The organism is Streptomyces sp. NPDC014623 (assembly GCF_043088245.1).
In the GTDB taxonomy this organism is placed as follows: Bacteria; Actinomycetota; Actinomycetes; order Streptomycetales; family Streptomycetaceae; genus Streptomyces.
In genome coordinates this window covers 69,828-92,987 of record NZ_JBIBZU010000013.1, presented here as the reverse complement: position 1 = coordinate 92,987, position 23,160 = coordinate 69,828, and the positions used below count along the sequence as shown (strand labels likewise).

Annotated in this window: 18 protein-coding genes, 1 tRNA gene and 1 pseudogene; 14 read left to right on the top strand and 6 right to left on the bottom strand. The window is 73.2% G+C overall.

Translation table 11 applies throughout. The features are described from left to right. Positions 1-16 precede the first annotated feature (16 nt). The 3 genes from ACF1FZ_RS21360 to ACF1FZ_RS21350 all read left to right on the top strand — a co-directional run bounded on the left by ACF1FZ_RS21360 (position 17) and on the right by ACF1FZ_RS21350 (position 3,046). Positions 17-1,222 (top strand): DNA polymerase III subunit delta', encoded by a 1,206-nt coding sequence (locus tag ACF1FZ_RS21360; RefSeq protein ID WP_391774966.1) that lies wholly within the window; start codon positions 17-19, stop codon positions 1,220-1,222. Positions 1,223-1,344: 122 nt separating this feature from the next. After that, positions 1,345-2,874, top strand: coding sequence for an alpha/beta hydrolase (locus ACF1FZ_RS21355; protein WP_391774965.1), 1,530 nt, complete (start codon positions 1,345-1,347; stop codon positions 2,872-2,874). Between the two features lie 98 nt (positions 2,875-2,972). Continuing rightward, positions 2,973-3,046, top strand: a tRNA-Thr gene (locus ACF1FZ_RS21350). Positions 3,047-3,057: 11 nt separating this feature from the next. On the opposite strand, the gene ACF1FZ_RS21345 is transcribed toward ACF1FZ_RS21350, so the two are convergent. Continuing rightward, on the bottom strand, positions 3,058-3,603 hold the full coding sequence (locus ACF1FZ_RS21345; RefSeq protein WP_391774964.1) for a hypothetical protein: 546 nt from the start codon (positions 3,601-3,603) through the stop codon (positions 3,058-3,060). 379 nt (positions 3,604-3,982) lie between these two features. Between ACF1FZ_RS21345 and ACF1FZ_RS21340 the strand changes: the two genes are divergently transcribed. The 3 genes from ACF1FZ_RS21340 to ACF1FZ_RS21330 all read left to right on the top strand — a co-directional run bounded on the left by ACF1FZ_RS21340 (position 3,983) and on the right by ACF1FZ_RS21330 (position 6,816). Further along, entirely contained in the window at positions 3,983-4,624 is a 642-nt protein-coding gene (locus ACF1FZ_RS21340; RefSeq protein ID WP_391774963.1) for a hypothetical protein, read from the top strand. After that, positions 4,621-5,838 carry an aromatic acid exporter family protein gene (locus tag ACF1FZ_RS21335; RefSeq protein WP_391774962.1) on the top strand — a complete coding sequence of 406 codons (1,218 nt, stop codon included), beginning with the start codon at positions 4,621-4,623 and terminating at the stop codon, positions 5,836-5,838. The genes ACF1FZ_RS21340 and ACF1FZ_RS21335 overlap by 4 nt, the downstream gene beginning before the upstream one ends. A 108-nt stretch (positions 5,839-5,946) precedes the next feature. After that, complete coding sequence (locus ACF1FZ_RS21330; RefSeq protein ID WP_391774961.1) at positions 5,947-6,816, top strand: sulfurtransferase; 870 nt, start codon at positions 5,947-5,949, stop codon at positions 6,814-6,816. A 7-nt stretch (positions 6,817-6,823) separates the two neighbouring features. Here ACF1FZ_RS21330 and ACF1FZ_RS21325 read toward each other — a convergent pair whose 3' ends face one another. Then, entirely contained in the window at positions 6,824-9,292 is a 2,469-nt protein-coding gene (locus ACF1FZ_RS21325) for an FtsX-like permease family protein (RefSeq protein WP_391774960.1), read from the bottom strand. Beyond that, positions 9,286-10,041, bottom strand: coding sequence for an ABC transporter ATP-binding protein (locus ACF1FZ_RS21320; RefSeq protein ID WP_391774959.1), 756 nt, complete (start codon positions 10,039-10,041; stop codon positions 9,286-9,288). Before ACF1FZ_RS21320 ends, ACF1FZ_RS21325 begins: the two co-directional genes overlap by 7 nt. A 133-nt stretch (positions 10,042-10,174) precedes the next feature. Here ACF1FZ_RS21320 and ACF1FZ_RS21315 point away from each other — a divergent pair, with 133 nt between their 5' ends. Beyond that, a complete protein-coding gene (locus tag ACF1FZ_RS21315; RefSeq protein WP_391774958.1) occupies positions 10,175-11,464 on the top strand; it encodes a sensor histidine kinase in 1,290 nt (429 codons plus the stop codon). Positions 11,465-11,471: 7 nt separating this feature from the next. Beyond that, complete coding sequence (locus ACF1FZ_RS21310) at positions 11,472-12,116, top strand: LuxR C-terminal-related transcriptional regulator (protein ID WP_391774957.1); 645 nt, start codon at positions 11,472-11,474, stop codon at positions 12,114-12,116. Positions 12,117-12,124: 8 nt separating this feature from the next. On the opposite strand, the gene ACF1FZ_RS21305 is transcribed toward ACF1FZ_RS21310, so the two are convergent. Beyond that, entirely contained in the window at positions 12,125-12,805 is a 681-nt protein-coding gene (locus ACF1FZ_RS21305) for a phosphotransferase (protein ID WP_391774956.1), read from the bottom strand. 371 nt (positions 12,806-13,176) lie between these two features. Further along, positions 13,177-14,880 (bottom strand): annotated as a pseudogene (locus ACF1FZ_RS21300) (bifunctional 3'-5' exonuclease/DNA polymerase); the annotation flags it as partial. A 135-nt stretch (positions 14,881-15,015) separates the two neighbouring features. Between ACF1FZ_RS21300 and ACF1FZ_RS21295 the strand changes: the two are divergent. The 4 genes from ACF1FZ_RS21295 to ACF1FZ_RS21280 all read left to right on the top strand — a co-directional run bounded on the left by ACF1FZ_RS21295 (position 15,016) and on the right by ACF1FZ_RS21280 (position 19,794). Further along, the gene (locus ACF1FZ_RS21295) at positions 15,016-15,945 is read left to right on the top strand and encodes an NADP-dependent oxidoreductase (RefSeq protein WP_391774955.1); all 930 of its coding nucleotides are present in this window, start codon (positions 15,016-15,018) and stop codon (positions 15,943-15,945) included. A 28-nt stretch (positions 15,946-15,973) separates the two neighbouring features. Beyond that, positions 15,974-17,167, top strand: a complete 1,194-nt coding sequence (locus ACF1FZ_RS21290) for a DUF2786 domain-containing protein (protein ID WP_391774954.1) — start codon at positions 15,974-15,976, stop codon at positions 17,165-17,167. A 36-nt stretch (positions 17,168-17,203) separates the two neighbouring features. Next, positions 17,204-19,285 (top strand): FUSC family protein, encoded by a 2,082-nt coding sequence (locus tag ACF1FZ_RS21285; protein WP_391774953.1) that lies wholly within the window; start codon positions 17,204-17,206, stop codon positions 19,283-19,285. Between the two features lie 266 nt (positions 19,286-19,551). Continuing rightward, positions 19,552-19,794, top strand: a complete 243-nt coding sequence (locus ACF1FZ_RS21280) for a DUF397 domain-containing protein (protein WP_099173559.1) — start codon at positions 19,552-19,554, stop codon at positions 19,792-19,794. A gap of 90 nt (positions 19,795-19,884) precedes the next feature. On the opposite strand, the gene ACF1FZ_RS21275 is transcribed toward ACF1FZ_RS21280, so the two are convergent. Next, positions 19,885-20,424: an ATP-binding protein gene (locus ACF1FZ_RS21275; protein ID WP_391774952.1), complete on the bottom strand. Its 540-nt coding sequence runs from the start codon at positions 20,422-20,424 to the stop codon at positions 19,885-19,887. A gap of 339 nt (positions 20,425-20,763) precedes the next feature. Between ACF1FZ_RS21275 and ACF1FZ_RS21270 the strand changes: the two genes are divergently transcribed. Then, positions 20,764-21,648 (top strand): helix-turn-helix domain-containing protein, encoded by an 885-nt coding sequence (locus tag ACF1FZ_RS21270; RefSeq protein WP_391774951.1) that lies wholly within the window; start codon positions 20,764-20,766, stop codon positions 21,646-21,648. Positions 21,649-21,702: 54 nt separating this feature from the next. Next, on the top strand, positions 21,703-23,160 hold the full coding sequence (locus tag ACF1FZ_RS21265) for an aldehyde dehydrogenase family protein (protein ID WP_391774950.1): 1,458 nt from the start codon (positions 21,703-21,705) through the stop codon (positions 23,158-23,160).

Sequence of the window (23,160 nt, the reverse complement as noted above, 5' to 3'; positions counted from 1 at the left end):
CGGAAGGGCGGTGACCATGACCGTATGGGACGACCTGGTCGGACAGGAGCGGGTGCAGGAGCAGCTCGGAGCCGCCGCCCGGGACGCCGACGCGCTGGTCACCGCCGCTTCCGGGGGCGAGCCGACTCCCCCGGGCTCGAAGATGACCCATGCCTGGCTGTTCACGGGCCCGCCCGGCTCCGGCCGGTCCACCGCCGCCCGTGCCTTCGCCGCGGCGCTCCAGTGCACCAGCCCCGACCGTGCCCTGGGCGGGGCCCCCGGCTGCGGTTTCTGCGACGGCTGCCACACGGCTCTGATCGGGACCCACGCCGACGTCGAGGTGATCCGCACGGATCTGCTCTCCATCGGCGTGAAGGACACCCGTGAGCTGGTCCGCCGTGCCCAGCTCTCCCCTGCCGTGGGCCGCTGGCAGGTCATCGTCATGGAGGACGCCGACCGCCTCACCGAGGGGGCGGGGAACGTCCTGCTGAAGGCGGTGGAGGAGCCCGCGCCGCGCACGGTGTGGCTGCTCTGCGCACCCTCCCTCGAAGACGTGCTGCCCACGATCCGCTCCCGCTGCCGCCATCTCACGCTGCGCACGCCCCCCGTGGACGCGGTGGCCGACGTGCTGATCAGACGCGACGGCGTCGACCCCGAGCGGGCCGCCGCCGCCGCCCGCGCCACGCAGGGACACATCGACAGGGCACGCCGTCTGGCCACGGACGAGCGGGCGCGTTCCCGTCGTGCCGCCGTGCTCAGGCTGCCGCTGCGCGTCCACGACGTCGGAGGGTGCCTCAAGGCGGCCCAGGAACTCATCGACACGGCCACGGACGACGCCAAACAGGTCGCCGAGGAGGTCGACGTCAAGGAGACCGACGACCTGAAGGCGGCGCTCGGCGGCGTGGCCGGGGGCCGGATGCCGCGCGGGACAGCGGGCGCGATGAAGGAGCTGGAGGACAGGCAGAAGCGCCGGAGGACGCGTACGCAGCGCGACAGCCTCGATCTCGCACTGAGTGAGCTCACCGGTTTCTACCGCGATGTGCTGGCGCTCCAGCTCGGCTCCCGGATCGCCCTCGCCAACACCGATGTACGGGACGCCCTCGACCGGATCGCCGAGTCCTCCACCCCCGAGCGCACCCTCCGCCGGATCGAGGCCGTGATCGCCTGCCGTCGCGCCCTCGACCGTAACGTCGCGCCCCTGCTCGCCGTGGAGGCGATGACGGTGGCGCTCCGGGCCGGCTGACGTCCGGCGGCGTCCGGTGATCCCGCACGGTGCGGCAGTCCCACACGGTCCACAGATTGAGCGAATTCACCCGTAAGGGCAGTAAATCGGTTGAACCATCGCGCGGCGGTTACGCTCCAGGGATGGACACCAGGCGCCTGCTCCGTATCCTCGCCACCGCGCTCGGCACTGCCGGTCTTCTCGTCTCCGGCTGCAGCAGCGGAAGTCCGTCGTCGCGCGCGTCAGTGACGGGTCCGGCCGCAGCCGAGGAGCTGAAGCCGTACTACGGGCAGAAGCTGCGCTGGCGGGACTGCGGCACGGAGGGCTTCCAGTGCGCCACGATGAAGGCCCCGCTGGACTACGCGAAGCCTGACGGCGGAGACATCGAGCTGGCCGTCTCCCGTAAGAAGGCCACCGGGCCGGGCGAGCGGATCGGCTCGCTTCTGGTGAATCCCGGCGGCCCCGGCGGTTCGGCCATCGATTACCTCCAGGGATACGCGGGCATCGGCTACCCCGCCCCCGTCCGCGCCCGGTACGACATGGTGTCCGTCGACCCGCGCGGGGTGGCCCGCAGCGAACCGGTCGAGTGCCTCACGGGCAAGGAGATGGACGCCTACACACAGGTCGACCAGACACCGGACGACAAGGACGAGATCACCGCGCTGAGGAAGTCCTTCGAGAAGTTCGCCGACGGCTGCGAGAAGCGGTCCGGCAAGATCCTCCCGCATGTCTCCACGATCGAGACAGCACGCGACATGGACATGCTGCGCTCCCTGCTCGGCGACGAGAAGCTGCATTACGTCGGCGCCTCGTACGGCACGTTCCTCGGGGCGACCTACGCCGAGCTGTTCCCCGACCGGGTGGGCCGTCTCGTCCTGGACGGGGCGATGGATCCCTCTCTCCCCGCGCTCGACGTCAACCGTGACCAGACCGCCGGCTTCGAGAGGGCGTTCCAGTCCTTCGCCGCGGACTGTGTGAAGCAGTCGGACTGCCCGCTGGGCACCTCGTCGGCCGCCGGTGCGGCGGCCGCCCTGAAGAAGCTCTTCTCCGACCTGGACGCCGAGCCCGTGCCGGCCGGTGAGGCCCGGCAGCTGACCGAATCCCTGGCGACCACGGGTGTGATCGCCGCGATGTACGACGAGTCCGCCTGGCCCCAGCTCCGCGAAGCCGTCGCCGACGCGCAGCGCGGTGACGGTACCGCTCTCCTCGCCATGGCCGACAGCTACTACGAGCGCGAGCCGAGCGGCGAGTACGCCAACCTGATGTCCGCCAACGCCGCTGTGAACTGCCTCGACCTGGCCCCCGCCTTCACCGGCCCCGCAGCGGCGGAGAAAGCCCTCCCGGAATTCGAGAAGGCCTCCCCGGTCTTCGGCAGAGGCTTCGCCTGGGCCGCGCTGAACTGCGGTTCCTGGCCCGTGGACGCCACCGGCGCCCCGCACCGCACCGAGGCGGAGGGCGCCGCCCCGATCGTCGTGGTCGGCACGACGCGTGACCCGGCCACCCCCTACAAGTGGGCGGTTTCCCTCGCGGACCAGCTCTCCTCCGGCACGCTGCTCACCTATGACGGTGACGGGCACACGGCGTACGGCCGGGGCAGCGACTGCGTCGACACGGCGCTCAACACCTATCTGCTGGAGGGCACGCCGCCCGAGGACGACAAGAAATGCACCTGACCTGCGGGTATGGGTGTGAGGGCGGGTGGTGCGGAGCACCCCCGGAAACTGTGTAGACTTGGCGTCGCTGCTGACCGCACCATGGTGTGACAGAGCGTGCCGCCTTAGCTCAGTTGGCCAGAGCAACGCACTCGTAATGCGTAGGTCTCGGGTTCGAATCCCGAAGGCGGCTCTGTGGAAGCCTCAGGACTCACTCGCCGTGACCTGGGGCTTTTGCTTGTGCCGGGCCCGGTGGGAGGTGTCGGCAGGTCGTGCGCCACCCGGTCCTCGTAGGGGTGGGCCGGGCGTAGCAGGGCCTTCTCCGCGTCGGTGCTGGCCGGCCGGGAGCGGGGAACCGAGGGTGTCGAGGTTCCCCTCCACGCCCGGGAGCGGCATGAGCCCGGACCTCTGCTCGGCGACGGCCTCATGGGTCAGGTCCACGTAGGTCACCTCCTCGCCCAGCGCCTCGGCGATGACCTCGGCCTGGTGGCGTGGGGTGACGGTCTCGGGGCCGGTGATCACGTAGGCCTGTCCGGCGTGACCGTCCCGGGCTGTCGCGCCGGTGGGGTCCGCCGGGTCGGCCACCGGCAGGGCCACGTCGCCGAAGGGGTTGAGGACCGCCGCCGGGCGGGGCCCGTGGCGGATTCGGACGTCTCCGGCGGTGAGCGCGCCCAGGTCCGCATCGAGGCCGGTGACGACGGAGAACACCGGGAGCAGCAGGCGGCTGACGTGTTCCAGAGGCGTACGCACGTGCTGGGTGAGGGCCAGGGCGGTTCACGGGGCATGGCGAAACCGAGGGGGGTGCCCAGCCGGGTGCGGCGGGGGTGCCGTCCGGACGCCTCCACATGCTGCCGGGGTACCCAGGGGAGATCGTGTAGCCATGGCCGGCACGGCACCCGGCGTCCTCGATGTGCTCGACGCCCGTGAGCGCGGTGCCGGCCCGGAGGCCCGGGAGCACCGGAGCGGGCCCGGGCCGCCAGGAGACCGCCGGCCGTGGCGGGAGGCCGGTCCGTGGCCGGGTGAGCCGGATCTCTCCTGGGTCTGCTTCAACCGCACCTCACAGGGCACTGGAGTGAGCGCAGGTGACCGGGCGGAGAACGCATCCGGCCGGACAGACGGAGGCACGCGAATGACAGAGAAGACCGTGCGACGCCCCGTGGTGCCCCCGCCCCGGCCCGGTGGAGCCGGGGACCTCCACGCCGGCGCCCCGCGCACGGTGGCCGGCACGCGCTTCGCCGCGGTGGCCACCGCGAGCGACGCGGGTGAGACGAGCTTCCCGCTGCCGGGCAGCGCCGCGACCGGCGAGTTCCCGCCCCGTCGGTGGAGCTGTGCCGGGCGGGGCTGGGGCGTGATGAGGAGCGCCCCACGGCCGCAGGGACGGGGTCCCGCGCTCACCGACGTGATCCGCCGTCCCGCATGTGAGCACGGGGCGGCCTGGCACGGCGCCGGCCGGCCCGGTCCCCACCCGCATGCCCACGGGGCCGGCCCGGGTGTACGGGAGGTCCCCTGTCTGCGCTGCGGGGGCCGCCCCGGGGCGGAGACCGGTGAGGACCACGCGCCGGTCGCCTCACCGGAGGCGGGCGGCCACCGCGTCCTGCGGACCGGACACCTCCCGTTCCTCACCTCCGCGCGCCCGGCGGCTCGTGCCCGGGGCGGCCGCGACGCCCACGCCGGCACGCTCGCCGCACCCGTACGGCAGCCCGGCCGGCGTGCGGCGGGAACGGCAGGTGCCATGACAGCGGACGGAGCGGGAGGAGGCGGGTACTCATGACCGGTGGGACGACGAGCGAGCGGACGGGTACGGGGCGGTTCACCGCCGTGGCCCAGTGGTGGCGCCGGGCCTTCTCCTACGACGGGGACGAGCGCGGCACCCTGCTGGTGATCGGGAAGAGCGCCCTCGCAGCCGGCCTGGCCTGGCTGCTCGCCCATGACGTCCTCGACGCGCGCTCGCCCGCCTTCGCCCCGTTCTCGGCGGTGCTGATCATGCAGGTGACCGTCTACCGCTCGGTCGTGCAGTCACTGCGCTACGTCGGTGCCGTCGTGGCGGGGGTCCTGGTGCAGGCCGCCCTCGGGTTCCTCGCCGGTCCCGACCTGCTGACCTTCGTGCTCGTCGCCGTCATCGCCCTCGCGATCGGGCGCTGGCGCGTCCTGGGTGCCCAGGGTCCGCAGGTCGCCACCGCCGCGTTCTTCGCCTTCTCGACCTACATCACGTCGTCCGGGGACTCCCAGCGCGTCTTCCGGCTGGGGGAGATCGTGGTGCTCGTCCTCCTCGGCTGTGCGGTCGGGACCGCCGTCAACGTCCTCGTGGTTCCGCCGCTGCGCTACCGCAGCGCCGAGTACGGCATCCGGAGTCTGGCGCGCACCCTTCACGACCTGCTCTGCGACATGTACCCCGTGCTGGCCGGGGGAGTACCCGACCAGGACACCACCGAAGGGTGGCGGGCCCGCGCGGCACGGACCGGGGAGATGATCGGGCAGGCGAGGTCGGGGCTGGAGGAATCCAAGGAGAGCCTCCAGTTCAACCCCTGGCGTCTGAGCCGCCGTTACCGGAACCATCCCGGCTTCCAGGGGTACGAGGCCGTGCTCGGTGCCCTGGAACGCACGCTCTACCAGGTGGCCGCGCTCACCCGTGGCCTCGACCGGGCCATGGAGGAGGACGAGGCACGCCGGCCGTTCCTGCAGCGTTACGCGGCTTTCCTGAAGGCGGCCTGCGCGGTGGCGGAGGTGCTGACCACGCTGGACGAGACCACCCTGCTCGCGCAGGCGAAGCGGCTGGAGCGGCTCACCGGCGAGGCCGCAGCACGGCGGGACGAGGTGGCCGAGGAGACCCGTCGGCTGTCCTTGTCCCTCGCCGACCCCTCGGCCCCGTACGGCATTCTCGTCACCGAGGCGACGCGCCTCCTGGAGGAGTTCCAGTACACCTGCGAGGTCCTCCTCGAAGTCGCGCCGGCCGGGCACCGGGGGCCGGGCGAGCCGGAGCGGTAGGCCGGCAGGGAGAGCCGCCCCGTACCTGCGCCGGGCGGGGCACGACGCCCGGGGGCCTCGCCGGGGCCCGGACGCCGCACGAGCACTTCGACACGGAGGACGACGCTCATGACCACCGAGCACAGGGAAGCGGCCGCCGGTGCCGGGACGGAGAACCCGCCCGGGCCCCTCGTCGACGTGTACTGGCTCGCGAAGCGGGTCACGAGGCCGGGGGCCGTGGTCCTCGACGCCTCGGTGGGTGCGCACCGCGAGGCCGGGCGGCGCATCCCGGGCGCCCGGTGCTTCGACATCGACGGGGCCATGTCCGACCACGCCGTACCGCTGCCGCACACGATGCCCCGGGCGGAGGGGTTCACCGGGGAGATGCGGGCGCTGGGGGTGGACGGCACGGACACCGTCGTCGTCTACGACACCGCCGGGATCTACTCCAGCGCCCGTGCCTGGTGGATGCTCCGCGCGATGGGCTTCGACCGCGCCGCGGTGCTCGACGGAGGACTGCCCGCCTGGGAGGCGGCCGGGTTCCCGGTGGAGGACCTCGCGCCGGGAGGCGCCGGGCGGACCGGGGACTTCACCGCCCGCCCGCGTCCCGGAGCGCTGGCCGGAAGCGACGCGGTCGTGGAAGCCCTGGCCGACCCCCGCACGGCCGTCCTGGACGCGAGGTCCCGTGAACGGTTCACCGGTACGGCACCGGAGCCCCGGCCCGGGTTGCGGGGCGGCCATATGCCGGGGGCGGTGAACCTGCCCTTCGGCGAGGTGCAGCGCGACGGCCGGATGCTGCCGGCGGAGGAGCTCCGCACCGTGTTCGAGGCGTCGGCGGGGAGCCGGAAGCGGCTGGTCGTCAGCTGCGGGTCCGGGGTCACGGCGTGTGTCCTGGCGCTCGGGGCGGAACTCGCCGGGTACAGCGAGGTCTCGGTGTACGACGGTTCCTGGAGCGAGTGGGGCCTGCCGTCGGAACTGCCGGTCGTGACGGGTGCGTGAGAGACGTTCACTCGCGGGCGCCCGCGAGCTCGGCCGGTCTCGTGCGCAGTGCGGCGAGCGCGGGCAGTACGGCGGAGACGGTGGCCGCTGCGGCGCATGCGGCCGCCACCGCGCCGGCGGCCGCCCACGGGACCACCACCGGGGAGCTCACCGAGAGGAGTTCCAGGGCGCCTTTCACCCCCAGCAGATTCAGCCCGGCCACCGCCGCGCCCAGGACCGTGCCCACCGCCGTCACCATCAGCGCCTCGACCGCCACCAGCCGGAGCACCTGCGTCTTCGTGGCACCGGTGAGGCGGAGCACCGCCAGATCACGCACCCGGTCCGAGGTGGCCATGACCAGGGTGTTCGCCAGGGCGATGCCCGTGTACACCAGGGCGATACCCAGGACGGTCAGCAGGCCCGCCCGGGTGTTGCCGCCGGTTCGCGGGTAGTGGGCGGCCACCCACGCGTCCCGCGTCATGACCGGGGTGCCGGTGTCCCGCCCGGCCTTCTCCAGGAGGGCGTGGACGGTCGCGGGGTCCGCTCCTTCGCGGAGCTTGACGTCGATACGGTCGACCGCGGCGCCGGCCGCGTTGGCGGGGGTCACGTACACCCCGTTGCTTCCGGTGCCGGTCCGCATGACGGCCGCGATGCGCAGCGACACCTTGCGGCCGTCGCCCAGCCAGACGCTCACGCGCCGGCCCACCACCGGTGTCTCCCACTCCTCATTGACGACGAGGGAGCCGTCGTCCAGGTCCGAGAGCCGGCCGGCGACGAGGGGCAGGCGGGCGGTCGCGGCCAGGGCGTCCGGATCGGCCGCCCTGGCCTCCGACGGGACGAGCGCGGTGCCCTCTTCGAGGACGGTGACCCCGGTGGAGCGGGAGGCACTGGTGACGGCGCCGGGAAGGCTCCGTACGCGCTGTACGAAGCGCGGGTCCAGCGCGCCGTCCCCGCCGGCCACGAAGTCGGCGCCGAGGACCGCGGCCGCCTCCGTGGCCTTGGCCTTGGCGATCGTGGCCACGGTGCCCAGCAGGGAGCCCGCCAGGGCGACGGTGATCAGGACGGGTGCGGCGACCGCGGCCGTACGGCGGATACCGGTGGACGCGTTCTGCCGGGCCAGCATGCCGGTGGCACCCGGGAGCCGGGCGGGGAGCCAGGTGAGCAGCCGTGTGAGCGGCCGTACGAGGAGTGGCGCGAGCAGGGCGCAGCCGGCGACGGTCCACATGGGCTGCAGGATGTACGTCTTCCGCTTGAGTACGTCCCCGGGGTCGGTGACCAGCGACCAGCCCAGCAGCCCGAAACCGGTCAGCAGGACGGCCGTACCCAGCAGCAGACGGCTCAGCGGGATCCCCCGGGTGTCCACGGCCGCGTCACGCAGGGCCTCCACGGGGCGGATACGGCCCGCACGGCAGGAGGAGACGGCGGCCCCGGCGAGTGCCACGCCCAGGCCCGTCCAGAAGGCGGTGTGCAGCGGCCAGCTCGCGTCACCGATGGTGAACCAGGCCGGGGCGAGGCCCTCGTCGGCCAGCCGGGCAGCCAGCAGGGGCGCGGCGGCCTCTCCCAGCAGGCAGCCGGCGGCGGAGGCGAGGACGCCGGTCACGAGCGCCTCCACGAGGACCGTGCGCCGCACCTGACCGGGCGTGGCGCCCGTCGTGCGGAGCAGCCCGAACTCCCTCCTGCGCTGGGCCACCGCGAAGGAGAACGTCGAGGCGACGACGAAGACGGAGACGAAAGCGGTGATGCCGGCCGCTGTGCCGAGCAGCGCGTTGACGGCGGTCAGCGCCTCGCTGTCCCGGTCGGGATCGGGGTCGGCCCTGCGACGGTCGTCGCCGGTCAGGACGCTCATGCCGGGGAACGAACGGGTCAACTGCCGCACCGCGTCCGCGTCGGCGTGCACGGCCACCGCGTCGACGGCCGGGTGGATACGGGCGGCCTCGGCGTCGTCGAAGAACACCGCCGTCTCGAAGCCCGCGTCCGCCACCGTGCCGACGACCCTCCGCATGCCCGTCCCGGTGGCGGCTTCGGGTGTGGTGATCCGGATCCGGTCGCCGGCCCGGGGGCCCGCGCCCGCCGTCACGACGACTTCGCCGGCTCCGGCCGGAGCCCGGCCGGAGGTGACGCGGTACGGGGTGGCGGCGGCGACGGACCACGGGTGGCCCACGGCGGTCCTCCCTGCCAGGTGTACGGGGAACGTGCGGTCCTCGGCCGTACGCCCGAGGCCGAGGAGCCCGGCGGCCAGCCGGTCCGGCACCGGGCGAGGGCCGGCGAGCCGGGTCGTACGCTCCCCGACGGGTGTGGCGACGCGGAGGGTGTCCGAGGGCGCCACCACGACCGGCACACCGGCGAAGCGTTCCGGGCCGCGCTCAGGCGCGTCGAAGGTGGCCGCCAGCGCCAGGCCCGTCATGGCGATCAGCCCGGTGCCCAGGGCGAGTGCGACGAAGGAGCCGATGAAGGTGACCCAGCGGGTCCGCATCGAGCGCAGGGTGGAGCTCAGCACGGGACCACCGCCAGGGCGGTCATGCGCGCGGCGACCTGTTCGGCGGCCGGGTCGCACAGCTCGTCCCGTATCGATCCGTCGGCGAGGAACACCACACGGTCCGCGTAGGACGCGGCCACCGGATCGTGCGTCACCATGATCACGGTCTGGCCGTCGCCGGTCATCGACCGCAGCAGTTCCAGGACCTCCCGGCCCGTACGGGAATCGAGTGCACCGGTCGGCTCGTCGCCGAAGAGCACCTCCGGCCGGGTGACCAACGCCCGGGCCAGCGCGACACGTTGCTGCTGACCGCCGGAGAGCTCCGTGGGCCGGTGGCGGGCACGGGAGCCGAGGCCGACCCGTTCCAGCACCTCGCGCACCTCGGAACGGCGGGGGCCCCGGCCCGCGAGGCGCAGTGGAAGAGCCACGTTCTGCTCGGCGGTGAGGGCCGGCAGCAGGTTGAAGGCCTGGAAGACGAATCCGATCCGCTTGCGGCGCAGCAGCGTGAGCCTGCGCTCACTCAGCCCGGTCATCTCCGTGTCCCCGAGGAACACCCGGCCGGACGTGGGCCGGTCGAGGCCGGCCGTGCACTGCAGGAGCGTCGACTTCCCGGAACCCGACGGCCCCATGATCGCGGTGAAGGAGCCCCTGGGGACGGTGAGGCTGACTCCGTCGAGCGCGGTGACCGCGTCGGCGGCCCTTCCGAAGGACCTGGTGACGGTGTCGAGCCGGACGGCTGCGGGTCGGACGGCTGCGGGTCGCTGATTCATGGTTCCACCCAACCGGTGGCGCGCGGCGTCCACATCGCAGCGAGGGGGGGTCCCGGGGGTGGAACCGGCTCCACCCCCGGGACCCTGCCCGCCGGGTGGTGGCGAGGGGGCCGCGCTGTCTACCGTGCGGGCCATGAGTTCACTCACCCTCCGGCAGGCCCTCGTGCGGCATCGCTACCTCCTCGGCAGCCGGCCGTGGCGCGTGGCGCTGTACCTGCTGAGCAGCGTCCCGGCCGGAATGGTGCTGCTCCTGTCCGTCCTGCTGCTGGCCGTGGTGGGCGGCGCCCTCACCTTCGTGCTCGTCGGCCTGCCGCTCCTGCTGATGCTCGCCCTCATCGGTATCCCGGTGGCTGCCGTCGAACGGCGCAGGCTGCGGCTCATCGACCCGGCGCCCCTCGGCGATCCGCACCGGGACCCGGAGCGTGCCGGTCTGGCCGCGTGGCTGCGCACCCGGCTCCGGGAGCGGGCGACCTGGCGGGAGTTCGGGTACGCGCTGCTGTTCGCCGGAGTGCTCTGGCCCCTGGAGGGCCTGCTCGTCGGGGGCGTCCTGACCGTCTGCGGCGGGCTGCTGGCCACGCCCGTCGTCATGGCGGCTGTCACCGGGGGAGAGGAGGTACGGGTGCTGAAGCTCTATCTGGCCGGTTCGTATCCGCAGGCCTTCGCCCTGGCCCTGCTCGGCCTGGTGCTGTTGCCGCTGCTGTCCTATCCGCTCGGGTGGGCGGCGGTGGCACGGGCGGCCCTGACCCGTGCGCTGCTGTCCGCGGGGAGCGGCGGACTCGGCGCCCGCATCGAGGAGTTGGGCCGCTCCCGGATGCGGCTGGTGGACGCCTTCGAGGCGGAGCGCCGCCGGATCGAGCGCGACCTGCACGACGGGGCGCAGCAACGGCTCGTGGCCCTCTCGATGACACTGGGCCTGGCCAGGCTGGAGAGTCCGGCCGAGCCGCTGGGCGGGTTGCTGGCCAAGGCGCACGAGGAGGCGGGGGAGGCCCTGGTGGAGATCAGGGAACTCATCCGGGGCATTCATCCCCAGGTCCTGGCCGACCGCGGTCTGGCAGCGGCGGTCGAGGACGTGGCCGACCGCTCCGCCGTACCCGTCGACGTGGACCTCGACATACCCGGGCGGCTGCCGCAGCCGGTGGAGACCGCCGTGTACTTCGCCCTCTGCGAGGCGCTGGCCAATGTGGCGAAGCACAGCGGGGCGAGCCGGGCACGGGTGACGGGGCGGGACGACGGGGAACGGCTGACCGTCGAGGTGCGGGACGACGGCACGGGGGGTGCGGTGACCACCGGGGGTACTGGGCTCCAGGGGGTCGCCGACCGGCTCTCCGTGCTGGACGGGCGGCTGGTACTGTCCAGCCCGGCCGGAGGGCCGACCGTGTTCCGGGTGGACGTCCCCCGGGCCCCCGCTCACCTGGTCGAATGAGGGTTGGATGCTGCGCATCGTGCTGGCCGAGGACAGTGTGCTTCTGAGGGAGGGCCTCGTCGGCCTGCTGGAGAGGTTCGGCCACCAGGTGGTGGCCGGCGTCGGCACCGCGGGTGAACTCACCGCCGCCGTCGCCGAGCACGGCCCGGACATCGTGGTGACGGATGTGCGGATGCCGCCCGGTTTCTCCGACGAGGGACTCCGGGCCGCCGTCGCTCTGCGGGAGACCCGGCCCCGGCTGCCCGTCCTGGTCCTCAGCCAGTACGTCCAGCGTGCCTATGCCGAGGAGTTGCTCGACTCCTGCGACGGTACGGGCGTGGGATACCTCCTCAAGGAACGCGTGGGAAAGGTCGAGGAGTTCGTCGACGTGCTCCAGCGGGTCGCCGAAGGAGGCACGGTCGTCGACCCGGAAGTGGTGCGTCAGCTCCTGCGGCACCGCCGTGACCCGCTGGCGCGGCTGACCGCCCGGGAGCGGGAGGTGCTGGCCCTGATGGCGGAGGGCCGGTCGAACGCCTCGGTCGCCGAGGCGCTGACGGTCAGTGAGGGCACGGTCAGCAAGCACTTCGGCTCGATCCTCACCAAGCTGGACCTGTCGCTGACCGAGGCGACGAACCGCCGTGTCCTGGCCGTGCTGGCCTATCTGCGGAAGTGAACGGAGCCTCAGCCCGCCAGCGAGGCCACCAGTTCCGCCGCATCGTCCAGCACGGCCGCCGCGTCCGCGGGGAGCGGAGGGCCGGCCGCGCGCAGGGCGGTGGCGTGGGCGAGCGCGTCGGCGGGCACGCCGCCGTCGTCCGTGAAACCGGGGAGCAGTGCGGTCAGCAGGCCCCGGGCCTGAGCACCGAAGGGGGACGACGGGCCGACGGCCGCCTGCGCCAGAACCAGTGAGGTCATGGCCCGGTCCAGCGCGGGCGGTCCCTCTGCGGCCCTCGTCCAGTCGGTGACCACGGCGCCCTCCGGGGCCAGGACCACGTTCTCCGGATGCAGGTCCAGGTGCAGGATCCGGTCCTCGGGATCCTGGGAGAGCCGTGGAGGGATCGCGTGCAGCTCCCGTAGGAGCCCTGCCAGCAGATCCGCGCCCTCGCCCCCGGTGACCGTGCCCGCCAGCAGAGCCTCGGCCAGCGTCGGACCGGTCAGGCGCTGCACCACCAGGTCCGTGGGAAGCGCGCCCTCGGCCGGCGGACCGATACGCGGAACCGGGAAGCCCGAGGCCGAGAGGTACGACATCACGGCCAGTTCACCGGTGACGTCGATGCCGTGGCGGTAGCGGCGCAGGACCCAGGGGCCGTCGAGTGCGTACACGTCGGCGGTGCGTCCCGAGCCCAGGAGTGGGCCTATATGCATGGGGGGAAACCTACCCGCGTCGTCCCGGCCCGGGGGAGTCGCCGGCGCGTGTGAACGTCCTCGGTCCGTCCCGGCAGATGCTCCACGGCGGTCCCGCCGTCGTCGTCACGGATCCGGCCGTCGTAGCGCCCGCCACGCCGGCCGGTGCGGCCGGTGAGCGGCCCGGTGGCTGTGCGCGCCCGGAGGCCTCTTCCGGTGCCCCCGGAGCCTGGAGCGGCACGCCATCAGGCCCGGGAACGGCTCCGGGCGGGCCGGTCCGGACGGCGCGGAGCCGTCTTCCCGGTCGTCGTGGGACCGCCGCCGTCGGTGGTGGAGGCGATCCGCGTGGGCCGGGAGGAGGGCTGTCCGGCGCCCGAGTGGCGCGCGGCCTGTTCGGCGTCCGAGTAGCGCCCGACGACCGCCGTGCTGAAGGGGAACCGCACCGGCGTCTCCCCGAACGCGACCCGGCCCGCCAGGCCCCCGGCCTCGCGGATCGCCTCCACCACCGCGGGCGCCTCCCCGGCCGGGCAGTGCACGATCACCTCGTCGTGCTGGAAGAACACCAGTTCCGCCCGCATCCCTCCGGCGGCGAGCGTCCGCCGCAGTGCCGCCAGGAGCAGCAGCGCCCAGTCCGCGGCGCTGCCCTGGACCACGAAGTTGCGGGTGAAGCGGCCCCGCGCCCGGGCGTTCGACGAGGCGTAGCCCGGAGTGAATCCGTAGGTGCTCGCGCCCTCCCCGGCCGGCGGCTCCTCGCTCTCCTGCGGGATACCGGCCTCCCCGTCGTCACCCGCTCCGGCGGCGGGCGGACTCGTGCGGCCCAGCCAGGTGCGGACGAGGCGGCCCTCCTCGCCGGCCTTCGCCGCGTCGTCGACGTAGGCGACGGCACGGGGGAACCGCCGCCGCAGCGCCGCCAGGTTCTTCAGGCCGTCCCCCGACGTCTGCCCGTAGATCGCGCCCAGCAGCGCGATCTTGGCGTGGTCGCGGTCACCGTGGAACGCCCGGTCGGACAGGGCCTTGTAGAGGTCCCCCTCGTGCGCGGCCACCTCCATCAGCCCCCGGTCGCGGGAGATCGCGGCCAGCACGCGCGGCTCCATCTGGTCCGCGTCCGCCACGACCAGCCGCCAGCCCTCGTCGGCGACGACCGCCTGGCGTATCACCTTGGGGATCTGCAGGGCCCCGCCGCCGTTGGTCGTCCAGCGCCCGCTGACCGTGCCCCCGGGCTGGTACCCGGGACGGAAGCGGCCCTCGCGCACCCAGTCCTGGAGCCAGCTCCAGCCGTGTGCCGTCCAGACGCGGTACAGCTTCTTGTAGCGGATCAGCGGCTCCACCGCTGGATGGCCGAGCCCTTCCAGCTCCCAGCGCCGGGTCGACTTCACCTTGATCCCGGCCTGCGCGAACGCCTTGATGACATCGGCCGGCAGATCGGGCCGCACCCGTCTGCCGAAGGCAGCCGACACCTCGTCCGCCGCCTCCGCCAGTCTGCGGGGCTCGCCACCACCGGCGTACCGCTCGCCGAGCAGGCCGTCCAGCACTTCGCGGTGTACGTCGGCGCGCCAGGGGAGCCCTGATCTGTTCATCTCCGCGGCGACCAGCATGCCGGCCGACTCGGCGGCGGTGAGCAGCCGCATCCTGCCGGGGTGCTCCGTCGCCCCGTGGCGGCGCAGCTGCTCCGCGTAGACCTGGAGAAGGGCCTCGAACGGCAGGTCGGTGCCGGCGCACGGCTCGAAGAGGGAGGACTGGGAGCCGGGCTCGGCCGATCGGGGCGGCGGGTCGGACGGCACCGGCGCGTGGCGCAGCCGGGCCCAGGCCGCCGCGGCGGAGCGGGGCTCCCCGAGCCGCCCCTCGTGGCCGAGCAGCAGGAGCTCGGCGCACTCGATGTCGTAACACCGCTCGACCCGCACGCCCGCCGCGAGCAGCCGGGGGTAGACCGCGGCGGTCGAACGCCAGACCCAGCGGGCCACCTCGGGCCGGCAGCGGACGGCCTCGACGAGATCGGGCTCGGCCAGCACGGGGCCGGCGGGCAGGCCGTCGTGTGTCAGCGGCGCGAGGAGCGCGCCGCCCCCTTCTACGGCGGCCAGAGCCCAGCGTTCGCTCATGTGCCGAGTCTTGCACCCGGCACCGACAGCGGCTCCGGCTCGCTCACCGGGCGGGTGCGCGCGGGAGCCGGGAGGATCGGAGTGCGGTGTGCGCGGCGCGCACCGGGGACCCGGCGGGCGGTGGAGGAGACGGTGATGGAAGCGATCGTGTACGAGGAGTTCGGCGGCCCCGAGGTCCTGTGCCGGACCCGGGTCGAGGACGTCCACGCCGGCCCCGGGCAGATCCGGGTGGAGGTCAGGGCCGCCGGGGTCAATCCGGTCGACCACAAGATCCGCAGCGGCTGGATGGAGGCGGCGTTCCCCACTCCGCTGCCCGCCACACCCGGAAGCGAGTTCGCCGGAGTCGTCGACGAGACCGGCGAGGGGGTCACGGAGTTCGCGGTCGGCGACGAGGTCCTCGGCCGGAGCACGACCGGCGCGTACGCGGAATACGTGCTGGCCGACGTGGGAGCCGTCGCGCCCAAGCCGGAGGGTCTGGGCTGGGCGGAGGCCGCCGCGCTGCCGGTCGCGACCCTGACCGCCGTCCGCGTGCTCGACGAGCTCGCGGTGGCCGAGGGCGAGACCCTGCTGGTGCACGGGGCGTCCGGCGCGGTCGGTTCCGCCGCCGTCCAGCTGGCCGCGGTCCGCGGCGCCACCGTCATCGGTACCGCCTCGCCCGCCAACCACGACTACCTGCGGGTGCTCGGAGCCGTCCCGGTCGTGTACGGGGAGGGGCTGGTGAGCCGGGTGCGGGAGGCCGCACCGCAGGGCGTGGACGCGGTGTTCGACGTGGCGGGCAGGGGCGCCCTGGCGGACTCGGTGGAGCTGCGCGGCGGGACGGCCGACCGGATCGTCACCATCGCCGACCCGGACGCGGTCCACTACGGGGTGGCTTTCTCCGCGGGCGGCGGGAGCCGTCCGGACGAGGGCGGGCGGCTCGCGGAGTACGCGCGGGCCGCGGCCGTCGGCGGTCTGAGGATCCCCGTCGAGCGGACGTTCGCGCTCGGTGACGCGGCGCGCGCCCAGGAGCTCAGCGAGGGCGGGCACGTGCGCGGCAAGCTGGTCCTGCTCCCCGGGGGACGCTGAGGGACCTGCCGCCGCCTACCCTGGCCCGATGGAATCGGTGACCGACCGGGCGTGTGCCGCGGCCCTGTACTCGGACGGCGACGCGGGCCTGGACACCGGCGCCTCCCTCCTCGCCGCGGACCCGTCCGCCGACGAGGAGCTGCACCGCCGGGGCGAGGAGTTCGTCCGGCGGGCCTGGGCGCGCGGCTGGCAGCCCGCCGACGTCGTACGGACCGTCCGCCGCGAGCTGGACGGGACCGGGGCGGCGCTCGCCGCCGCACTGATCGCGGCGGAGACGTCGGGGTACGGGCGGCTGCCCCCGCGCTGGGCGGACCAGCTCGCCGCGATGCCCGCACCGGCGCCCCGCAACCGGCCCGACCGCTTCACGTACGCCTCCGCGCTCCTGCAGCTGTACCGCCTGCTGCTGCGGCTCCCGGTGATCGAGCCGGTCGGACCGCCGCCCGGCACGGCGGCCGGTCCTCCGCACCGGCCGCCGGCCCACGGTGAGCCCCGCATGCTCACCAGGATCCGGGCGCTGCTCGCCAAGGCGGAGGCGACCGGTTTCCCGGAGGAGGCCGAGGCGCTCACCACGAAGGCGCAGGAGCTGATGGCCCGGCACAGCATCGACGAGGCGCTCCTCGCCGCCCGTACCCACAGCGCCGATACGCCGGGAGCCCTCCGGATCGGGGTCGACGCACCGTACGAGAGCGCGAAAGCCGTCCTGCTCGACTCCGTCGCCTCGGCGAACCGCTGCCGTGCCGTGTGGAACAGCGATCTCGGTTTCACCACGGTCGTGGGTTTCGAGCCGGACCTGGAGGCCGTGGAACTGCTGTTCACCTCCCTGCTGGTGCAGGGCACGGCGGCGATGACGAAGGCGGAGGCCGGGCAGCGGGCCGGCGGGCGCAAGCGGACCAAGACCTTCCGGCAGTCCTTCCTGATGGCGTACGCCCAGCGCCTGGGCAGCCGTCTCGCGGCGGACACCGCACGGGTCACCGCCGCGGCCGGCTCGGAGGCCGGTGCCGAAGACCGTGGCGGTGGCGCCGGGGCCCTGCTGCCGGTCCTGGCGGCCCGGGACGTCGCCGTCACCGGCGCGGCGGAGCGGATGTTCCCGAGGACCACCACGGCCCGGCTGCGAGGGGCGACGGACGCCGAGGGCTGGACCCACGGCACGGCCGCCGCCGACCGGGCCAGGATGGGCGGAGGAGAGCCGGAAATCCGCCGTCGGTCCGGCGGAGCGGCATAAGCCGGGGTTGCCGGGGAATCCCGCTACGCTCGGTGCATGGGCTGGTTCCGGGCGCTGAGGGAGACCGCCCGCTCGGGGCTGGCGATCGAGCGGCAGCGTCTCGAACCGCTCATCGCGGTGCGCGGCGCGGCGGGCCTCGCCCTCGTCGTCGGGGTGAGCCTGGCGCTCTTCGGCCCGGTGATCGCCGCGAGCTCGGCGTTCGGCGCGTTCCAGGCGGCCATCGCCACCTTCCAGCGCAGCTGGCGGCCCCGGCCCGTGCTCGCCCTGGTCTCCGGAGCCAGTCTGGCCGTGTCGACCTTCGTCGGCTACCTCACCGTGACCCACACCCTGCTGTTCCTGGCGCTGCTGGTCCTCTGGACGTTCGCCGCCGGGATGACCTGGGCGGGTGGTCCGACGGGCGGCATCATCGCGGGCTCCAACGTCGCGATCATGCTGGTCACGATCACTCTGCCCACCTCCGTCGCCGACGCCGCGGCCCATGCCGCGATGATGGCGCTCGGCGGGCTCGTCCAGGCGGCGCTGATCGTGCTGTTCCCGGTCCGCAGATGGGGTGCCCAGCGCGACGCGCTCGCCGACGCACTGGCCGGCGAGGCCGACTACGCACGCAGGCTCCGGCATGACCCGGTCGCGCCCTTCGACCCCGTACCGCTGATGACCGCGCGCAACGCCGCCGCCGTCACCCCCCGCCAGGCCCGGCGCCGCCCCGCCGACCTGCACGGCGCACGCGGGGTCGCCGAACGGCTGAGGCCGGTCCTCGCGTCTCTGGCGGACCCCGCCCTCGGGGTTCCGGCCGAGGGCCCCGAACGCTACTGGGCGCGGGAGATCCTCGGGGCCGCCGGTTCCCTGCTCGACTCCGCGGCCCGGGCGGTACGCCACGGCGACCCGGTGCGGCTGGACGAGACGGCGCTCTCCGTGCTGAAGTCCCCCGACACCGAGGTCATCCTCACCGGTCCCCCCCGCCGGGCCGCCGACCGGCTCGTCTCCCTGCTCGCGGACGTCGTCGAGATCGCCGAGGGGACCGGGACGGACGACAGGACGCCCGGCGGGCCCCTCGTCCCGCACCGCCGCCGTCCCACCCTGTTCCGGCTGGTCCCCGTCATCCACCGCTCCATGCGCCGCGAACTGCGCCGCGGGTCGACGATCCTGCGCCACGCGGTCCGCGTGTCGGCGGTGGCCGCGGCGGGTTACCTCATCGGGGCGGTGCTGCCGCTCGGCCACGGTTACTGGGCGCCGATGACGGCCGTGATGGTGATGCGCCCGGAGTTCACCCAGACGTACTCGCGGTCCGTGGCCCGCTTCCTGGGCACCGTGCTCGGCGTCGCCGTCGCCACGGGCATCGTGCAGGCGGCACACCCGAACGCGGAGCTCTCCGCCCTGCTCGCCGTCGTCAGCGCCGCGCTGATGTACCTGCTGATGCGCACCGGTTACGCGGTCAGCCAGGTGTGCGTCTCCGCCTACGTCGTCTTCCTGCTCGGCATGGCGGGTGACGACTGGTCGCAGACCGTGTTCGAGCGGGTCGTGCTGACCCTGGCCGGGGGACTTCTCGCGATGGCGGCGTACGCCCTCTACCCGGCCTGGGAGACCCCGCGGCTGCGTGACCGGCTCGCCGACTGGGTGATCACGGACGGGCGCTACGCGGCCACGGTCCTCGACCGGTACGCCGATCCCGCGTCCAGGAGCCTGGAGGACGTGCGCACCGCCCTCCTCACCACCCGCGAGGCCCGTGTCACCTGGCAGGAGGCGCTGGAGACGGCCCGGTACGAGCCCGTACGCCACCGGGGCATCGCCCGGACCTCCGCCGCGGACGCCCAGGACGCGCTCGCCCAGTTCGGCCGGGTCGCGATGCTCATGGAGGCCCACCTGCCCGCCGCGTCCGCCACGCCCGTGCCCGAGGCGGCCGGGCTGGCCGACGCGCTGCGCCGGGCCACCGAGGAGGGGGCGAAGGCGGTGCGGGAGCGCCGTGTGCCCGACTGGGGGCCGGTGAGACAGGCGCTGGCGCGTGAGGGCTCCGCCCCGGGGTCCTCGCCCGACCCCTTCGTACGGAACGGGGCCACCCTGCTGCTCCGCGCCCTGGAGGACTTCTCACGGGCGCTGGAGATCAGCAGCGGGCGGGCTTAGGGACGCCCGGACATTTCTGCCCCTGACATGAAAGACCGCACCGGGGCGCGGACATCGGATGAAACAACTCCTGGAAACGGGAGCCAAATTGACGTGCCGTTCGTCTGTTCCTCAGGGAGAGTGGGGGAAGGGCGGGCGGATCACGGACAAAGCTGTAATCGGGTGCGCACCGCCCGTGCACGTGCATCTGCTCATGCATTGGCATATGAACACAGCTATGATCCGAGCTACTTGACATTTGCACCTTGCAACTCGGGGAGCGTCCTGTGCACCACGTGTACAACGGCATGGCGGCCACAGAGCTTCGCGGGGTCGTCTGGCAGAAGAGCAGACACAGCAACTCCCAGGGATCATGCGTGGAGTTCGCGAAACTTCCCGGCGGAAATGTGGCGATGCGGAACTCGCGCCACCCCGACGGGCCCGCCCTGGTCTACACCCCGGCCGAGATCGAGGCACTGCTGCTCGGCGTCAAGGACGGGGAGTTCGACCACCTGGCCGCGGGCGCCTGACCGCCCGAAGGACCCACGGCTGCCCGCGGACCGGGCCGCACGCCAGGCACCGCCCGGGCGCGTGGCGCGCCGGGCGGTACCCCGCAGCGCCTACAGGCCGTCAGGGAAGGCGTCGAGCGGGACGGGGCGTTCCGGCGCCGCGTGGTCCGTCAGCCGGAACAGGGCCCAGACCACCTTGCCGAAGCCCCCGTCGGGTGATGTGTCCCCGGAGGGCGCGGGGGAGGGATGCCATCCCCAGCCGTCGCTGAACGACTCGACGAGGAACAGACCCCGGCCCGACTCGGCCGAATCCGGCGCCTCGCCGGCGACCGGCCCCTTCTCGCTGGGGTCGCGCACCGCGCACACCAGCCGCGAGGTCCAGCGCATCAGGTGCAGCCGTACGGAACAGTCCTGCCGCTCCCGCGCCACGTCGGCGGGAAGGGCGTGCCTCAGCGCGTTGGTGACCAGTTCGGACACGACCAGGGCGACGTCGTCGAAGCGGTCGCCCAGGTCCCAGGAGGTCAGTGTCGTACGGGTGAACCGCCTTGCCCCGCCCACCGCTTCGTACCGGGCCGGCAGCGTGCAGGACGCCGAGCCCGCGACCGCCGACGGGTCGATGGGGGGAAGCCCCTGCCGTAACGGCTCGAGCATCGTCGATCCATTCGTCCCCATACGAGGCACTCCCGGGATTCGCGGCTGTAGCGGCACTGCTTCTGGCGGGCACTGCGGGTACAGCGGCACAACACGAACGAGCACGCAGGTGCGCGAGGACCATGGTTCCGAATGCGCAGGGCAGATGCAAGGGCAAATGCACGTGCACGCGCGGGTTCTGCCCGACAGCGTGTCGGTTCGTGATCATTTCTTCCGCTTCCCAGTTTCAGAGCTTCCGGAAAGTCTTGCCATCTCTGTAATCGAATGAGTACGGGCCGGAGCGTTTTGGTGGCAGAATCCGCCTCCGGGGTTCGGGGGAGCCCCGGAGCAAGGGAAGCGATGGGGAGGGTTGGTCAGCCGGTGTCGGCAGGCGAGTCGAGTGGTTCTGTGGTGCGGCGCATCCTTCTGGGCTCACAGCTCAGGCGCCTGCGCGAGTCGCGCGGCATCACCCGTGAGGCGGCCGGCTACTCCATCCGCGCCTCCGAATCGAAGATCAGCCGCATGGAGTTGGGACGGGTGAGCTTCAAGGCCAGGGACGTCGAGGACCTGCTCACGCTGTACGGAGTCACGGACGAGGCGGAGCGGGATTCGCTCCTGGGCCTGGCCCGTGAGGCCAACGTGGCGGGCTGGTGGCACAGTTACGGCGATGTGCTGCCCGGCTGGTTCCAGACGTATATCGGTCTGGAGGGAGCGGCCTCGCTCATCCGGATCTACGAAGTCCAGTTCGTCCACGGCCTGTTGCAGACCGAGGCGTACGCCCATGCCGTCGTCGCGCGGGGCATGCCCGGTGCCCCGGCCGCCGAGATCGACCGCAGGGTCGCGCTGCGGCTGGCACGTCAGAAAGCGCTCGTCTCCGAGCGGGCCCCCCGCTTCCACGCCGTGCTCGACGAGGCGGCGTTGCGCCGTCCGTACGGCGGGCGTGAGGTGATGCGTGCGCAATTGAGACATCTGATCGACATGTCGGAGCAGCCGAACGTCACTCTCCAGGTGATGCCCTTCAGTTTCGGTGGTCACGCCGGTGAGAGCGGGGCATTCACCATGCTGCGTTTCCCGGAATCCGATCTGTCGGACATCGTCTATCTGGAGCAGCTGACAAGTGCGCTCTATCTGGACAAGGCCGAAGAAGTCGCCCAGTACGAAAAGGCGATGACCCGGCTCCATGAGGACAGCCCGGGGCCGGAGGAGAGCCGGGACCTTCTCCGGGGACTCCTTCAACTGGCTTGATTCGCCAGTACGATGACAGGCCGACAGGAGTCTGCGCCTGCAGTAAGGGATTGCATGTCCTTCCCCAGTGAACTGGCCCGCCAGTACATCGACGGCGAGTGGCTGACCGGCAGCGGTGCGTGGGACATCATTGATTTCAATCCCCGCAACGGCGAAAAACTCTGCTCCGTCACCGTGGCCACCGCGGCGGAAGTCGACCTTGCCTACCGGGCCGCCGAACGTGCGCAGCGGGAATGGGCGGGCGTCAGCCCTTATGAGCGCCGGGCGGTCCTCGACGACGCGGTGCGGCTCGTCGGGGAACGCAGCGGCGAAATCGCCGAGCTGATCACCGAAGAGCTCGGGGGTGCCCGGGAGGGGGCCGCATACGAGGTGGGAGTCGCGCAGGAGTTCCTGCGCGAGGCCGCCGGACAGGCGGTGTCCCCGGTGGCCGGGCTGCTGCCTTCGGCCACCGGCGGCAAGGAGAACCGGGTCTACCGGCTGCCCGTCGGGGTCGTCGGGGTGATCAGTGCCTTCGCCCTCCCCTTCCTGGTGACGATGAGGACCGTCGGCCCCGCGCTCGCACTCGGCAACGCGGTCGTGGTGAAGCCCCATCAGCACGCACCGGTCGCCGGTGGTGGACTGGTGGCCCGGATATTCGAGGACGCCGGGCTGCCCGCGGGGCTTCTCAACGTCCTCATCACCGACAGCGCCGAGATCGGCGACTCCTTCATCCAGCACCCCGTGCCCAGGGTGATCTCGTTCACCGGTTCGGACCGGGTCGGCCGCCGTGTCGCCGCCGTGGCCGCCGGGCTGTTCAAGCGGACCGTCCTCGAACTGAGTGGCGGCAGCGCCCTGGTCGTGCTGGAGGACGCAGACCTCGACCACGCGGTCCGGGCTGCCGTCCACAGCCTCTTCCTGTTCCAGGGCCGGGCCGGCACGGCCGCCCACCGCATCCTGGTGGACCGGTCCGTGGAGGAGGAGTTCACCGGGCGGTTCACCGCCGCGGTGTCAGCCCTCGTCCCGGGGGGCCCACCCGATCCCGGCACCCGTAGCGGGCCGGTCGTCGACGAGCTCCAGGCCGAGGCGCTCACCGCGCTGGTCGACGGGGCGGTCGAGGCCGGAGCCACCGCGCTCGTACGGGGCCGCACACGCGGCAACCTCGTCGGGCCGACCGTACTGACCGGCCTGCCGGAGGGATCACCGCTGTTCGAGCAGGAGTTCTCCGGGCCCGTGGCGCTGCTGGTGCCGTTCGACGGCGAGGACGACGCCGCCCGCACCGTCAACGACAGCCCCTACGGGCTGAGCGGCGCCGTCCACACGGCGGACGCGGAGCGCGGGGTGCGGTTCGCCCGGCGTCTCAGGGGCGGGATGTTCCATGTGAACGGCGCGGCCGTGCAGGACGATCCGGCGGTCGTGTCCGGGGGCGGGCAGTGGTCCGGTACGGGGCGGCTGAACGGGGAGGCCGCCGTGGAGGCGTTCACCACCCGGAAGTGGATCTCGGTGCAGCACGGGCGAACGGTTTTCCCTTTCTGA